Annotated in this window: 14 protein-coding genes; 13 read left to right on the top strand and 1 reads right to left on the bottom strand. The window is 75.9% G+C overall.

Annotated features, from left to right (window positions below; translation table 11 throughout):
• Positions 1 to 29: 29 nt before the first annotated feature.
• From HNR08_RS22565 to HNR08_RS02500, 7 genes are all read left to right on the top strand, one after another.
• Complete coding sequence (locus tag HNR08_RS22565) at positions 30 to 590, top strand: nucleotidyltransferase domain-containing protein (RefSeq protein ID WP_246803184.1); 561 nt, start codon at positions 30 to 32, stop codon at positions 588 to 590.
• The gene (locus HNR08_RS22560; protein WP_146840437.1) at positions 587 to 925 is read left to right on the top strand and encodes a HepT-like ribonuclease domain-containing protein; all 339 of its coding nucleotides are present in this window, start codon (positions 587 to 589) and stop codon (positions 923 to 925) included. The genes HNR08_RS22565 and HNR08_RS22560 overlap by 4 nt, the downstream gene beginning before the upstream one ends.
• Before the next feature lie 153 nt (positions 926 to 1078).
• Positions 1079 to 2431: a homoserine dehydrogenase gene (locus HNR08_RS02520; RefSeq protein WP_246803183.1), complete on the top strand. Its 1353-nt coding sequence runs from the start codon at positions 1079 to 1081 to the stop codon at positions 2429 to 2431.
• On the top strand, positions 2431 to 3522 hold the full coding sequence (thrC, locus tag HNR08_RS02515) for a threonine synthase (RefSeq protein ID WP_146840435.1): 1092 nt from the start codon (positions 2431 to 2433) through the stop codon (positions 3520 to 3522). Before HNR08_RS02520 ends, thrC begins: the two co-directional genes overlap by 1 nt.
• Before the next feature lie 7 nt (positions 3523 to 3529).
• Positions 3530 to 4495: a homoserine kinase gene (gene thrB, locus HNR08_RS02510; RefSeq protein ID WP_146840434.1), complete on the top strand. Its 966-nt coding sequence runs from the start codon at positions 3530 to 3532 to the stop codon at positions 4493 to 4495.
• A 269-nt stretch (positions 4496 to 4764) separates the two neighbouring features.
• Entirely contained in the window at positions 4765 to 6771 is a 2007-nt protein-coding gene (rho, locus tag HNR08_RS02505) for a transcription termination factor Rho (RefSeq protein WP_183834761.1), read from the top strand.
• Positions 6772 to 7022: 251 nt separating this feature from the next.
• Positions 7023 to 8075 carry an IS110 family RNA-guided transposase gene (locus tag HNR08_RS02500; RefSeq protein WP_168432408.1) on the top strand — a complete coding sequence of 351 codons (1053 nt, stop codon included), beginning with the start codon at positions 7023 to 7025 and terminating at the stop codon, positions 8073 to 8075.
• A gap of 404 nt (positions 8076 to 8479) precedes the next feature.
• Here the strand turns inward: HNR08_RS02500 and HNR08_RS02495 are convergent, their stop codons facing one another.
• Complete coding sequence (locus HNR08_RS02495) at positions 8480 to 9637, bottom strand: glycosyltransferase family 4 protein (RefSeq protein WP_146840490.1); 1158 nt, start codon at positions 9635 to 9637, stop codon at positions 8480 to 8482.
• A 181-nt stretch (positions 9638 to 9818) separates the two neighbouring features.
• Here HNR08_RS02495 and rpmE point away from each other — a divergent pair, with 181 nt between their 5' ends.
• The 6 genes from rpmE to HNR08_RS02465 all read left to right on the top strand — a co-directional run bounded on the left by rpmE (position 9819) and on the right by HNR08_RS02465 (position 14652).
• Positions 9819 to 10034: a 50S ribosomal protein L31 gene (gene rpmE, locus HNR08_RS02490; protein ID WP_146840491.1), complete on the top strand. Its 216-nt coding sequence runs from the start codon at positions 9819 to 9821 to the stop codon at positions 10032 to 10034.
• A 107-nt stretch (positions 10035 to 10141) separates the two neighbouring features.
• On the top strand, positions 10142 to 11260 hold the full coding sequence (gene prfA, locus HNR08_RS02485; protein WP_146840492.1) for a peptide chain release factor 1: 1119 nt from the start codon (positions 10142 to 10144) through the stop codon (positions 11258 to 11260).
• Between the two features lie 11 nt (positions 11261 to 11271).
• Positions 11272 to 12180: a peptide chain release factor N(5)-glutamine methyltransferase gene (gene prmC / locus HNR08_RS02480; RefSeq protein ID WP_146840504.1), complete on the top strand. Its 909-nt coding sequence runs from the start codon at positions 11272 to 11274 to the stop codon at positions 12178 to 12180.
• A complete protein-coding gene (locus HNR08_RS02475) occupies positions 12177 to 12833 on the top strand; it encodes an L-threonylcarbamoyladenylate synthase (protein WP_146840493.1) in 657 nt (218 codons plus the stop codon). The genes prmC and HNR08_RS02475 overlap by 4 nt, the downstream gene beginning before the upstream one ends.
• On the top strand, positions 12830 to 14149 hold the full coding sequence (locus HNR08_RS02470) for an MraY family glycosyltransferase (protein ID WP_146840494.1): 1320 nt from the start codon (positions 12830 to 12832) through the stop codon (positions 14147 to 14149). Before HNR08_RS02475 ends, HNR08_RS02470 begins: the two co-directional genes overlap by 4 nt.
• Positions 14146 to 14652, top strand: a complete 507-nt coding sequence (locus HNR08_RS02465) for a Cg1360 family ATP-synthase-associated protein (protein WP_146840495.1) — start codon at positions 14146 to 14148, stop codon at positions 14650 to 14652. Before HNR08_RS02470 ends, HNR08_RS02465 begins: the two co-directional genes overlap by 4 nt.
• Positions 14653 to 14701 lie beyond the last annotated feature (49 nt).

The following is a 14701-nucleotide window of genomic DNA, read 5'->3' as shown; positions in this document are numbered from 1 at the left end:
ATAGCATCTGCTATCAGGAGGTGGTCGAGGTGGATCAGGGCCCAGAGCGCGGCGGCGACTCGCCGCTCGAGGCGGCGTTCGCCGCGTACCTCGCCGACGCGTCCGCGCGGGCCGAGCGGCTGCGGGCGGAGGCGGCGCGCGGGCTGGTGCTCGCGGCGCGACAGGCGGCGGACCTCGGGTGGAGCCAGCGGCGCATCGCGGCGGCGCTCGGGCGGAGCCAGCCCGAGGTGGTGCGGCTGCTGCGGCGGGTGGACGTCGTGGAGCCGGTCGGGGACGGGGACTCGTCGCCGGGCGGCGAGGGCGAGACGGTCCTGAGCCGCGTGCTCGGGCGGCAGCGGGACGCGATCGTCGCCGCGGCGGAGCGGCACGGGATGTCGAACGTCCGGGTGTTCGGGTCGGTCGCGCGCGGCGAGGACGGGCCGGAGTCGGACGTGGACCTGCTGGTGGACCTCGGTCCCGAGGTCGGTCTCTTCGACCTGGGCAGGGCGGAGGTGGAGCTGGAGGCCATCCTCGGCCGGGAGGTGGACGTGGTCCCCGCCCGGATGCTCAGACCACGGGTCGCGACGACGGTCGAGGCGATCGCCCTGTGAGGCGAGCGCCGGCCGACCTCGTCGGCGATGCGCTGGAGCACCTGGATGCGGTGGTCGCCTACGCGGCGCGGATCGATCCCCACGACCAGGTCTGGTTCGACGGGCTCTGCCTGCGCCTGGCGGCGGCGATCGAGTGCCTCGGGGAGCTGTCCCCGGACCTGCGGGACACGGTCTGCGGCGGTTCCTGGCCTGCCGTGCGCGCGACGCGGAACCGGATCGTCCACGGGTACTTCGCCGTGGACCGCGAGGTGGTCCTGCGGGCCGTGGCGGACGACGTCGACCCGATGCGCGAGCGGTGGGTCGGCGCGGCTCGCGTGCTGGCCCGTGGCGCGTGACGTCGCGGAGCGTGGTCGGGACGGCCCACGGTGTGGATGCGCCCCCGGCTCGTCCGACCGGCCCCCTATCCTGGGGCCTCGGACCGGCGGCGACGCCCCGGACCGCTCCCCACGGGGCCCGGCTCGGCCGGGCGTGATCGAGAGGCGCACGCGGTGACTGCACGCGACGAGACCGTCGGACCCGCCACGCCCGCGACCGGAGACCGACCCGCCGTGCGGGTCGCGCTGCTCGGCTGCGGCGTCGTCGGCACGGAGGTCGTCCGGCTGCTCACGACGCAGGCGGCGGACCTCGCGGCCCGCGTCGGCGCCCCGCTGGAGCTGGTCGGGGTCGCCGTGCGCGACGTCGAGGCCGAGCGCGACCCGGTGGTCGACCGCGCGCTGCTGACCGCCGACGCCGAGGGGCTGGTCGCCAAGGCGGACGTCGTCGTCGAGGTCGTCGGCGGCATCGAGCCCGCGCGGTCGCTGCTGCTGCGGGCGATCGAGCACGGCGCGGCCGTCGTCACGGCGAACAAGGCGCTGCTCGCCGAGGACGGCCCGACGCTCTACCAGGCCGCCGACGCCGCCGGGGTGGACCTCTACTTCGAGGCCGCGGTGGCGGGCGCGATCCCGCTGGTGCGGCCCGTCCGCGAGTCCCTCACCGGCGACCGGGTCCACCGCGTGCTCGGCATCGTCAACGGCACGACGAACTACGTGCTCGACCGGATGGCCACCGAGGGCCTCGACCTCGCGGGCGCGGTCGCCGAGGCCCAGGCGCTCGGCTACGCGGAGGCCGACCCGACGGCGGACGTCGAGGGCTTCGACGCGGCGGCGAAGGCCGCCATCCTCGCGTCGCTCGCGTTCCACACCCGGGTGTCGCTGGACGACGTCGACCGGCAGGGCATCACCTCGGTCACGGCGGACGACGTCGCGTGGGCCGGTCGCACCGGCCACGTCATCAAGCTGCTCGCCATCGCCGAGCGCCGCGCGGGGGCCGACGGGGCGGAGGGCGTGCAGGTGCGCGTGCACCCGGCGCTCGTCCCGGCGGAGCACCCGCTGGCCGGCGTGCGCGGCGCCTTCAACGCGGTGTTCGTCGAGGCGGAGGCCGCCGGCGAGCTCATGTTCTACGGCCGCGGCGCGGGCGGCGCCCCGACGGCGAGCGCCGTCCTGGGCGACGTGGTGTCCGCGGCGCGGCACCGGGTGCACGGCGGGCGCGGCCCGGCGGAGTCCTGGTACGCGGCCCTGCCGGTGCTGCCCGCCGACGCGGCGCGCACCCGGTACCAGGTGCGGCTCGAGGTCGCGGACCGGCCGGGCGTGCTCGCGCAGGTCTCCGCCGAGCTGGCCGAGCACGGCGTGTCGATCGAGGCCGTGCGGCAGACGCCGTCGGCGGAGGCCGAGGACGGCGTCGCGCACCTGGTCATCACCACGCACGAGGCGCCGGAGGCCGCGCTGGCCGCCACGGTCGCCGCGATCGACGGCCTGGACGCGGTCCGCTCGGTCGTCTCCGTCCTGCGAGTCGAGGGAGCCTGATGGCACAGCAGTGGCGCGGCGTGATCCGCGAGTACGCCGACCGCCTGCCCGCGCACGTCCAGGAGCGCGTCATCACGCTCGGCGAGGGCGGCACGCCGCTCGTCGCGGCACCGGCGCTGTCCGCGCTCACCGGGGCGGAGGTGTTCGTCAAGGTCGAGGGCATGAACCCGACCGGCTCGTTCAAGGACCGGGGCATGACGACCGCGATGTCCGCCGCGGCCGGCCGCGGGGCGCAGGCCGTCGTGTGCGCGTCCACCGGCAACACCTCGGCGTCCGCCGCCGCGTACGCGACCGCCGCCGGGATGGTCTGCGCGGTGCTGGTGCCGGACGGCAAGATCGCGATGGGCAAGCTCAGCCAGGCCGTCGCGCACGGCGCCAAGCTGCTGCAGGTCGACGGCAACTTCGACGACTGCCTCGTCGCCGCCCGCAAGCTCGCGGAGGCGTACCCCGTCGAGCTCGTGAACTCGGTGAACCCGGACCGGATCGAGGGGCAGAAGACCGGGGCGTTCGAGATCGTCGACGCCCTCGGCGACGCCCCGGACATCCACGCGCTGCCGGTCGGCAACGCCGGGAACATCACCGCGTACTGGAAGGGCTTCCGTGAGTACGCGGGCCACGACGCCGGGGCCGACCTCGCCCCGGTCGCCACGCACACGCCGGCCATGTGGGGCTTCCAGGCCGCCGGCGCCGCGCCGATCGTCCGCGGGTTCCCGATCACGGAGCCGGAGACCATCGCGACCGCGATCCGCATCGGCAACCCCGCGTCCTGGACGCAGGCCGAGGCGGCGCGCGACCGGTCCGGCGGGCTCATCGAGTCCGTGACCGACGAGGAGATCCTCGCGGCGCACCGCGTGCTGTCCTCCCAGGTCGGGGTCTTCGTCGAACCGGCGTCCGCGGCGGGCGTCGCGGGCATCCTGCGGCTCGCGCAGGAGGGTCGCGTGCCGGCGGGCGCGCGGATCGTCGTCACCGTCACCGGCCACGGCCTCAAGGACCCGCAGTGGGCGCTGCGCACGGCGGACGGCGGCGAGGTCGCGACGACCCGCGTGCGGCCCGACGTGGTCGAGATCGCCGCCGCCCTCGGCCTCGGCTGAGCCCGCCGTGCGACTGGGAGCCGACCGGGCGCGGGTGCGCGTCCCGGCGACGAGCGCGAACCTCGGGCCCGGCTTCGACGCGCTCGGCCTCGCGCTGGCGCTGTACGACGACGTCGAGGTGCGCGCCCTCGGGTCCGCCGAGGTCGTCGTCGACGTGGTGGGGGAGGGCGCGCAGGACGTGCCCTCCGGTGACGACCACCTGGTGGTGCGCGCCCTGAGGCACGCGCTCGACCACGTGGGCGCTCCGCAGACCGGCCTGCACCTGACCTGCCGCAACCGCATCCCGCACGGCCGCGGCCTCGGGTCCTCCGCCGGCGCGGTGGTGGCGGGCATCCTCGCCGCCCGGGCGCTGGTCGCCGAGCCCGAGTCGATCGACGACGACGTCGCGCTGCGCCTGGCCACCGAGCTCGAGGGGCACCCCGACAACGCGGCGCCGGCGCTGCTCGGCGGAGCGACCGTCGCGTGGTCCGACGAGCCGTCCGGGAGGGTGCACGCCGCCCGGCTCCCGGTGCACGGGTCCGTCGCGCCCGTGGTCGTCGTCCCCGGCACGCGCCTGGCCACGTCGCACGCCCGCGGCGTCCTGCCCGCGACCGTGCCGCACGGCGACGCCGCGTTCCAGGCGGGCCGGGCCGCCCTGCTGGTGGAGGCGCTCGGCCGGCGGCCCGACCTGCTGCTGCCGGCGACCGAGGACCGGCTGCACCAGGGCTACCGGCGTCCCGTCATGGCGGAGAGCATGGCGCTCGTCGACGCGCTGCGCGCCCGGGGCGTCCCCGCCGTCGTCTCCGGCGCGGGTCCGACCGTCCTGGTGCTCGCGCGCGGCGTCGAGGGTGCGGCGAGCGCCGACCCGGCCGCCCCCGGGCCGACCGACGCGGACGACGCGCTGGCCGCCGTGTTCGGGGGTGCGATGGGCGGCTGGCGCATCGTCCGGCTGGCGATCGACACCGCCGGTGCGGCGTGGCGAACGCTGCCCTGACCGGCTGCGCCGGTGGTATGCTGGCGCCGTTCCCCGGACCCTCGTCCTGATATCCGCTCAGCCTTTTTCGGGTGCAGCGCCGCGCGTGCCCAGCGCCCCGAAGGCCCGGGTCCCATGAGCCCCGAGACCGGGAACGATCCAGCCCACGGCAGTCGACGCGCACGCGCGACCCGTGCGGCGTCACCGAGGCGCCGGTCCCGACGGAGGACCGGACGCGGACCGCACCCCGACGGAGGGTGACGGTCCCCGACGAGGGGGAAGGGTCCTTCGTGACAGAAACCATCGAGCCCGCCGTGAGCACCGGCTCCGGCGGCTCCGCCCGTGGCGGTGCCATCTCCGCGATGCGCATGCCCGAGCTGCAGGCCCTCGCCGCGGAGCTCGGCGTGACCGGCACGTCCCGCATGCGCAAGAGCGACCTGGTCGACGCCATCCAGGCGAAGCGCCAGGGCGGCGGCGAGCGGCCCGCCCGCGCCCGCCGCGCCGCCACCCGTGATGCCGGACAGCCCGCCGAGGCGCCGGCCGCCGTGAGCACCGCGCCGGCCGCCGAGAGCACCGCGCCCGCCGCCGAGCGCACCGCGCCGGCCGCCGAGGGCACCGACGCGCCCCGCGGGCAGCGCCGCCGTCCGGTCCGCGCCGCGTCCGCCGACGCCCCGGCCGCCGACGGTGCCGCCGCCGGCCGCGCCGTCGACGTGCTCGCCGGCCTGGAGGCCGCGCTCGACAACCGGCAGAACGCCCAGCAGCCCGACGCCCGGGACGACCGCGCCGCCCGCGCGGCCGACGCCGTGGGCGCGGTCACCGGCGAGCGCCGGTCCCGCCGGGCCGGCCGCGGCGCCGGCGCGCCGACCGTGGACGTCACCCTCCCCGAGGGCCCGACGACCGGCGGCGACCGCGACCGGCAGCAGCGCCAGCAGCAGCCGGACCAGCGTCAGCAGGCCGAGCAGCGCGACCGCGCCCCGCAGCAGGACCGCGGCGAGGACGACGAGCGCGGCGGCCGCCGCCGGCGCTCGCGCGACCGGTACCGCGACCGGGACCGCACCAAGCGCGGCCGCGGCCCGCGCACCGGCGAGGTCGGCGCCTACGAGGAGGTCGAGCTCACCGAGGACGACGTCCTCGTCCCGGTCGCCGGCATCCTCGACGTCCTCGAGTCCTACGCGTTCGTCCGCACCAGCGGCTACCTGCCGGGCGCGAACGACGTGTACCTGCCGCTCGGCCAGGTCCGCAAGGCCGGCCTGCGCCGCGGCGACGCGATCACCGGCGCCGTCCGGGCGCCCCGCGAGGGCGAGGCCCAGCCGCAGCAGCAGGGCGGCAACCGGCCGAACAAGGCCAACGCCCTGGTGCGCCTCGACACGGTGAACGGCATGTCGCCGGAGCAGGCCCGGCAGCGCCCGGAGTTCTCCAAGCTCACGCCGCTGTACCCGCAGGACCGCCTGCGCCTGGAGAGCGACCCGCACCAGCTCACCCCGCGGGTCATCGACATCGTCGCCCCGATCGGCAAGGGCCAGCGCGGCCTCATCGTCGCGCCCCCGAAGGCCGGCAAGACGATCATCATGCAGCAGATCGCCAACGCGATCACCGCGAACAACCCCGAGGTCCACCTCATGGTCGTGCTCGTCGACGAGCGCCCCGAGGAGGTCACGGACATGGAGCGCACCGTGAAGGGCGAGGTCATCGCCTCGACCTTCGACCGCCCCGCGTCGGACCACACGATGGTCGCGGAGCTCGCGATCGAGCGCGCCAAGCGACTGGTCGAGCTCGGCCAGGACGTGGTCGTGCTGCTCGACTCGCTGACCCGCCTGTCGCGCGCGTACAACCTGGCGGCCCCGGCCTCCGGGCGCATCCTCTCCGGCGGCGTGGACGCCTCGGCGCTCTACCCGCCGAAGCGGTTCTTCGGCGCCGCGCGCAACATCGAGCACGGCGGCTCCCTGACGATCCTCGCGTCGGCGCTGGTGGAGACCGGCTCCAAGATGGACGAGGTCATCTTCGAGGAGTTCAAGGGCACCGGGAACATGGAGCTCCGGCTCTCCCGCGGCCTCGCCGACAAGCGCATCTTCCCGGCGGTCGACGTCAACGCGTCGGGCACCCGGCGCGAGGAGATCCTCATCTCCCCGGACGAGCTGAAGATCATCTGGAAGCTCCGCCGCGTGATGGGGGCGCTCGACCAGCAGCAGGCCATCGAGCTGCTGCTCGGCAAGCTCCGCGACACGAAGAGCAACGTGGAGTTCCTGCTCCAGGTCCAGAAGACCACCCCGGGCATGGGCGGCAAGTCCGACGACTGACTGTGAGGCTTGTGCCTGCGGCTCGCTGAGCGGTGGGCTGTGTTCGGTGGGTGCGCGCGTGACTCTACGTCTGACTGGCTTCGTGCCTTCGAGCGGACTTGTCCGCGCGTGCCTGCCGGCCCCGGCCCGACCGGAGTTGCTGGCCTGATCAGGAGCTTGACCGCCCGTGGACGCGGGCGTGTCCCGTCACAGTCCTGCCGATCTCCAGCCGGACCGGAACCTCACGTTCCTCCGGTTCGAAGGAGTACGCAGTGACCAGTCTGGCTGAACGCGTCGATCTCGTCATCGGGGTCGACACCCACAAGCACACCCACACCGCCGCGGTCGTGGACGCGACCACTGGCGGCACGCTCAGCGAGTTGACCGTCAGCACCGATCCGGGTGGCTATGGCGAGCTGCTGACCTGGGTCGGCGCGATCCGTGGTGGCTCGCGGGTCTGGGCGTTGGAAGGTGGCGGCGGCTACGGCGCCGGTCTGGCCCGGTTCCTCGGGTCGGCCGGTGAGCAGGTCGTGGAGCTGGACCGCCCGAAGCGAGCCGCCCGACGTCATGGCGCGAAGTCCGACTCCCTGGACGCGGTCCGCGCCGCACGCGAGGCCCTGGCCCGCGAGCACCTCGCGCGGATCAAGGACGACGGTCCTCGCGCCGAGCTCGCCGTTCTCATGGCGGCCCGCCGCTCGGGGGTCGAGGCCGCGACCCTGGCTCAGCGCCAGCTGCTCGCTCTGGTCACCGCGGCGCCAGAGGAGCTGCGCGCCGTGCTGCGCGGGGCGAACACGACCGTGACGGTCCAGACCGCCGCCCGGTTGCGGACCCGATCGGCCTGGGACCGTCAGACGGTGACCACCGCGAACGTCCTGCGGACCCTGGCGCGCCGGGTCCTGACCCTGCAGGGCGAGGCCCGCGACCACGAGACCGCGATCGGTGAGATCGTGCGCTCGTGGCGGCCCGACCTGCTGACCCAGCCCGGGATCGGAGCCCTCACCGCCGCCCAGGTCCTGATCGCCTGGTCCCACCCGGGACGGATCCGCTCCGAGGCCGCGTTCGCGATGCTCGCCGGGACCGCCCCGATCCCCGCGTCCTCAGGCATGACGATCCGGCATCGGCTGAACCGTTCCGGGGACCGCCAGCTCAACCGCGCGCTGCACGTCATCGCCCTGTCTCGCGCCCGCTACGACCAGCGCACCCGCGACTACATCGACCGCCGCCGCGCCCAGGGCAAGACCGACCGCGAGATCCGCCGCTGCCTCAAGCGCTACATCGCCCGCGACCTGTTCCGCCAACTCGAACACGGCCCACTCCCGGCTTGACGAACCATAGGAGCGTCCGCGCGCACGGCCCACGACGGGGCGGCACTCCCACGGGGGTGCCGCCCCGTCGCCGTCCCCGGTGGCCGGACACCGACCCGCCGAGGGGGCACGCGGCGCGCATCGGGGGTGCGTGACGGGATACCCCGCGTGCTCGGAAGATGCCCCCCGCGCCCGAGGGCTGCCCCCGCGCCCGGGGGCTGCCCCGCGTGCCTGCGCGGTGCTCGCACGGGGAGGGCGCGAGCGGCGAGGGGGTGTCGTACGTGCGCCGGGGGTGCGCCGCGGAGTGCCCCCGGTGCTCGTGGGGTGCCCGGGTGCTCGTGGGATGCCCGGGTGCCCGGGGGGATGCGCGGGTGCCCGGGTGCCCCCGGTGCTCGTGGGCTGCCCCGGGACCACTCCCGCGGTCGTCAGGAGTGCCGCGTGCCGCGGCGGGTGGCGAGGGCCTCCGAGTAGAGGGCGAGGGTCTGGGCCGTGATCTCGCCCGCCTCGAAGCGGGACGCCGCCGCGCGCTGGGCGGGGAGCGCCGCGCGGCGGGCCGCCGGGGCATCGACCCAGTGCGCGAGCGTGCGGGCGAACGACCCGGTCGCGCCGGGCCGCACGAGCTGGTCCTCGAGGCCGGCCATCGGGGTGCGGTAGCCGGGGTTGTCGCCGGCGAGCACGACGCCCCCGGCGTGCGCGAGGGCCTCGACGACCGAGATGCCGAAGCTCTCCCCGCCGGTGGACGGCAGAACGACGACGTCGGCCCCGGCGAGCAGGGCGTTCTTGTCCTCCTCCGCCACGAAGCCGGGGAAGTCCACCTGGTCGGCGATGCCGGCGGCGCGGGCGCGCTCGCGCAGGTCGTCCAGCAGGGGTCCGCGCCCGGCGAGCGTGAGCGTCCAGGGGCGGGCGGTCCCGAGGCGGTGCAGCGCGGCGGCGGCGGCGAGGAGCTCGCGCGGGCCCTTGCGCTCCACGAGGCGCCCGAGGAACAGGATCCGCACCGGGCGGTCGTCGCCGCCGGCACGCGCGACCGCGCCCTCGACAGCACCCGGCGCCGCCCCCAGCTCCACCGGCGCCCCGATGATCGGCACCCGCCGCCCGTAGGCCTGCTGCACGGACTCCTGCGCCGCCTCGGACAGCGCGCTGATCGCGTCGAACCGCCGCAGCCGCCGCCGCTCGATGCGCCCCAGCGCCCGGATGCCCCAACGCGTGGCGGCGTCCTGCGGGTAGATGACGAACGACCCGACGACCGCGGTCCGCGGGTGCGCGGCGGACACGACCCGGCCGGCCAGCACGGGGCTGTACGGCATGGTCACGTGCAGGACGTCGAACGGGACCTCGTCCAGCAGCCGCCGGACCGCCGCGCGCGGGGCGGCCAGCGGGGTCCCGAGGCGGTTGCCGTTGAACCGGACGGCGACGTGGCGGGACAGCACGTGGAGGTTCGCCAGGTCCGTGCGGGTCGTCGTCGAGGTCAGGTAGTGCACCTCGTGGCCCAGGGCGGTGAGGCGGGCGCCGAGCGTGAGGACGATCTGCTGCACGCCGTCGGGACGGTCCAGGCCGTCGTCGATCACGAGGCCGATGCGGAGCATGGCGTCATCGTAGGTGGCGCCGAGGGGGTGGATCGTCCGGGTTCGTCACCGTGGGCGGCCCGGGTGCGCGGCCGGGAAGATTTCGCGGGGGCCCGCTGTTCTGGCAGACTGTTCCGTCGGTCTGCGGTTCACGTGCGCGGCTCGTGCGCACGACCCGGAGACCCAACCCGAGGAGAACACCGTGAAGACTGACATCCACCCCGAGTACGTGGTGACCCAGGTGACCTGCACCTGCGGCAACACGTTCACCACGCGCTCCACCTCGACCTCCGGCGAGATCCGCGCCGACGTCTGCAGCGCCTGCCACCCGTTCTACACGGGCAAGCAGAAGATCCTCGACACCGGTGGCCGCGTGGCCCGGTTCGAGGCGCGCTACGGCAAGCGCCCGGCCAACTAGCCGATCCGACGCCGGTGACCGGCGGTCCCTCACGGACCGCGGTCACCGGCGTCGTCGCATGTCCGGGGCCGGTCGCGCCCCGGGAGACGGCCCCGGAGGAGACAGCGATGACCGACCCGTTCGCCGCGGCGCGGCCGCTGCTCGACGAGCACGCCCGGATCGAGGAGCAGCTCGCCGACCCGGCGGTGCACGCCGACCAGGCCCTGGCCCGGAACCTCGGCCGGCGGTACGCCGAGCTCGGGCGGGTGGCGCAGGCGCACGCGGCGTGGCGGGCGGCGGCCGAGGACCTCGCGGACGCCCGCGAGCTGGCCGAGCAGGACGAGGCGTTCGCGGCCGAGCTGCCGTCGCTGACCGAGGCCGAGGAGCACGCCGCCGAGCGGCTGCGCCGGGTGCTGGTGCCGCGCGACCCGGACGACGCCCGCGACGTCATCCTCGAGATCAAGGCCGGCGAGGGCGGGGAGGAGTCCGCGCTGTTCGCCGGCGACCTGCTGCGGATGTACCTGCGGTACGCGGAGCGCCGCGGCTGGCGGACGGAGACGCTGGAGTCCACCGAGTCCGACCTGGGCGGCTACAAGGACGTGCAGGTCGCGGTGAAGGCCCGCGGCGCGGTCACCGACCCCGCGGACGGCGTGTGGGCGAGCCTGAAGTACGAGGGCGGCGTGCACCGCGTGCAGCGCGTGCCGGTGACGGAGTCGCAGGGCCGGATCCACACCTCCGCGGCGGGCGTGCTCGTGTTCCCGGAGGTCGAGGACGAGGGCGAGGTGGAGGTCGACCCGAACGACCTGCGGATCGACGTGTACCGCTCGTCCGGCCCCGGTGGGCAGTCGGTGAACACCACGGACTCGGCGGTGCGGATCACGCACCTGCCCACCGGCATCGTCGTGTCGATGCAGAACGAGAAGTCGCAGCTGCAGAACCGCGAGCAGGCGATGCGGGTCCTGCGGGCGCGGCTGCTGGCCGCCCGCCAGGAGGAGGCGGCCGCCGCGGCGAGCGAGGCCCGGCGTTCCCAGGTCCGCACGGTGGACCGCTCCGAGCGCATCCGGACCTACAACTTCCCGGAGAACCGGATCGCGGACCACCGCACCGGGTACAAGGCGTACAACCTCGACGCGGTCCTCGACGGCGACCTCGGCCCGGTCGTGCAGTCCGCGGTGGACGCGGACGAGGCGGCGCGGCTGGCGGCGGCCGGTGCCGGTGCCGGCGCGGACGGGGGGCGGCACCGGTGACCGCCCCGACGATGCGCACCCTCGTCGACGGCGCCGCGCGGGTGCTGGCCGAGGCCGGCGTCGGCTCGCCCCGGCACGACGCCACCGCGCTGGCCGCGTACGCGCTCGGGCTGCCGCGCCTGGACCTGGTGCTCGCCCCGCCGGTGCCGGAGGGGTTCACCGAGGAGTTCGCCGAGCTGGTCGACCGGCGTCGTCGCCGCGAGCCCTTGCAGCACATCGTCGGCTCGACGGTGTTCCGCTACCTGACCCTGCGGGTGGAGCCGGGCGTCTTCGTGCCGCGGCCGGAGACCGAGACGGTCGCGCAGGTCGCGGTCGACGAGGCGGCGCGCCTCGCGGACGGGGGAGCGAGCCCGCTGGTCGTCGACCTGTGCTGCGGTGCCGGCGGCATCGCGCTGGCCGTGGACACCGAGGTGCCGGGCGCGCGGGTGGTGGCGGTGGACGCGTCGCCCGCGGCGGTCGGCCTGACCCGGCACAACCACGGGGCCTCGGGCAGCGGCACGATGCGCGTCGAGCTGGGGGACGTCCGCGACCCCGGCCTGCTCGCCGACCTGGACGGCACCGTCGACGTCCTGGTGTCGAACCCGCCGTACATCCCCCCGGACGCCGTGCCGGTGGACCCCGAGGTCCGCGACCACGATCCGGACCTCGCCCTCTACGGCGGCGGGGCGGACGGCCTGGAGGTCCCGCGCGCGGTGCTCGCCGCCGCCGCGCGCCTGCTGGCGCCCGGCGGGCTGCTGGTCATGGAGCACGCGGAGGTCCAGGACGCCGCCGCCCGGGCCGCCGCCGAGGCGACCGGGGCGTTCGAGGGGGTCGAGACCCGGCCGGACCTGACCGGCCGGCCCCGCATGCTGGTGGCCCGGCGGCGCGCCGGACGGCCGGCCCCGGGCGCCCAGGTCGCCGTGGGAGACTCGCAGCCGTGACCGATCCCACCGTGCTGGACGCGACCGACCCCGCCACCTGGGGGCCGTCCCTCGACGCCGCGGTGCACACCGTGTCGCGCGGCGGCCTCGTGGTGCTGCCCACGGACACCGTGTACGGCATCGGCGCGGACGCGTTCACCCCGCCCGCCGTCGCGGCGCTGCTCGCCGCCAAGGGCCGCGGCCGCCAGATGCCGCCGCCGGTGCTGATGCCGGACGTGCGGACGCTGGACGGCCTGGCGATGGGCGTGCCCGCCGCCGTGCGGGACCTCGCGGAGGCGTTCTGGCCCGGCGGGCTGACCGTCATCCTCGTCGCGCAGCCGTCGCTCGCGTGGGACCTGGGCGAGACGCACGGCACCGTGGCGCTGCGGGTGCCGGACCACCCGGTCGCCCTGGCGCTGCTGTCCCGGACCGGCCCGATGGCGGTGTCGAGCGCGAACCGGACCGGGCAGCCGTCGGCGCTGGAGGTCGGCGAGGCGGTCGAGCAGCTGGGCGACCGGGTGCAGACCTACCTCGACGGCGGCCGGACCCCGGGCCAGGTGGCCTCGACGATCGTGGACGCGACGGGCGACGAGCTGCGGGTGGTGCGCCAGGGCGCGATCAGCCTGGAGCAGCTCCGCGAGGTCGCGCCGGTGGTGGGTGATCCCGGCCGGTGAGGGCGTACCTCCTGCTCCTGCTGATCGCCGCGGCGGCGACGTACCTGCTGACGCCGGTGGCGCGGTGGTGCGCCCTGCGGTGGGGGGCCATCACGGCGGTGCGGACGCGGGACGTGCACTCCATCCCGACGCCGCGGCTGGGCGGCCTGGCCATGTGGGGCGGCCTCCTCGTCGGGCTGGTGATGGCGAGCCGGCTGCCGTTCCTGGACGCGGTGTTCGCGCGGCCCGAGCCGATCATCGGCATCGCGGCCGCCGCGACGATCGTCTGCGCGCTGGGCGTGGCGGACGACATCTGGGACCTGGACTGGATGACCAAGCTCGTCGGGCAGGTGCTCGCGGCGTTCGTCATGGCGTCGCAGGGCGTGCAGCTCTACCAGCTGCCGATCGACGGGGTGGTGCTGGGCTCGCACCGCGTGATGCTCGGGCTGACCGTGCTCGTCGTGGTGGTCGCCATGAACGCGGTGAACTTCGTCGACGGGCTGGACGGCCTGGCGGCGGGCCTGATCGCGATCGGCGGCGCCGGCTTCTTCCTCTACTCCTACCAGCTCACCCGCGAGGCGAGCCCGGGGGACTACTCGAGCCTCGCGACGCTCATCGTGGCGCTGCTGGTGGGCGCCTGCATCGGGTTCCTGCCGCACAACTTCAACCCGGCGCGCATCTTCATGGGCGACTCGGGCTCGATGCTCATCGGCCTGGTGATCGCCGCGGCGGGCATCCTGGTGACCGGGCAGATCAACCTGGCCGTGGTGAACACCCGGGAGTCCTTCCCGGCGTTCCTGCCGATCGTGCTGCCGGTCGCGGTGCTGCTGCTGCCGCTGCTCGACATGGGCCTGGCCGTGGTGCGCCGCGTGGGGTCCGGGAAGTCGCCGTTCCACCCGGACCGGATGCACCTGCACCACCGGATGCTGGCCCTCGGGCACACCCACCGCCGCGCCGTGATCATCCTGTACGTGTGGACGGCGCTCTTCACCGGCGCCGCCGTGGCGCTCGTGTGGTTCTCCACCACCGCGGTGCTCATCGGGCTGGGCGTGGGCGTGCTGGTCGCGCTGGCGCTCACCCTCGGCCCGCTGCGCGGCCGCAGCACCCCGGGCGACCCCGGGCGTCCCGGCCCCGCGGGCCCGCCGCGCCCCGGCCCGGCCCCGGAGCCCTCGGCGGCCGGTGCCGCGCGCCACGCCGCCGACGCGCACCGGCACGCGTGGCACGCCGCGCCGCTCCCCGCCGCGGGCGCCGCCCCGGGTCCGGCCGCGGTGCCGCCGCCGGCCGCGCTGGCCACCCCCCTCGCCCTGACCGACCCCGACCCGAGGACGGACCGATGACCGAGCCCACCCCCGACCCGACCCCGCGCCCGGGGGACAGCCCCGAGGTCGCCGCCGTGTTCCGGCGGGCGCTGCGGGACATGGCGGTGCTGGTCGCCGGCGTGACCGTCCTGGGCGTCGGCGTCGGCTACCTCGTCGCGGGCCTGCCCGGCGTGTGGGGCGCGCTGATCGGCGCGGCCATCGCGCTCGTGTTCTCCGGCACGACCACGCTCGCGATGATGAAGACGTCGCACGCGGCGCCCGGCACGATGATGGCCGTCATCATGGGCACCTGGCTGGGCAAGCTCGCCGTGGTGATCGTGCTGCTCGCGATCCTGCGCGGGATGGACTTCTACGACCGCGTCGTGCTGGCCGTGGTGGTCGCCGTGGCCGTCATCGGGTCGGCCCTCCTGGACTACCGGGCCGTGTCGCGGGGCAGGGTGCCCTACGTGTCACCCTCCGGGACTGGGTCGAAGGTCCCGAATGTGGACGAGCCGGACGGCGGCACCCCGACCATGGGCTAGGCTTCCCCCGACCCACCGACGACGGCCGGGTCCCGGCGTGGCGCGTCCC

It is taken from the genome of Cellulomonas hominis, from assembly GCF_014201095.1.
GTDB lineage: Bacteria > Actinomycetota > Actinomycetes > Actinomycetales > Cellulomonadaceae > Cellulomonas > Cellulomonas hominis.
This window is presented reverse-complemented; position numbering and strand designations above follow the sequence as displayed.

What these genes read in the sequence shown, in the direction of transcription:
- prfA (WP_146840492.1), top strand. Translation starts at nt 10,142, where the DNA reads ATGACCGACCCGTTCGCCGCGGCGCGGCCGCTGCTCGACGAGCACGCC.
- thrC (WP_146840435.1), top strand. Translation starts at nt 2,431, where the DNA reads ATGGCACAGCAGTGGCGCGGCGTGATCCGCGAGTACGCCGACCGCCTG.
- HNR08_RS02465 (WP_146840495.1), top strand. Translation starts at nt 14,146, where the DNA reads ATGACCGAGCCCACCCCCGACCCGACCCCGCGCCCGGGGGACAGCCCC.
- HNR08_RS02495 (WP_146840490.1), bottom strand. Translation starts at nt 9,637, where the DNA reads ATGCTCCGCATCGGCCTCGTGATCGACGACGGCCTGGACCGTCCCGAC.
- prmC (WP_146840504.1), top strand. Translation starts at nt 11,272, where the DNA reads ATGCGCACCCTCGTCGACGGCGCCGCGCGGGTGCTGGCCGAGGCCGGC.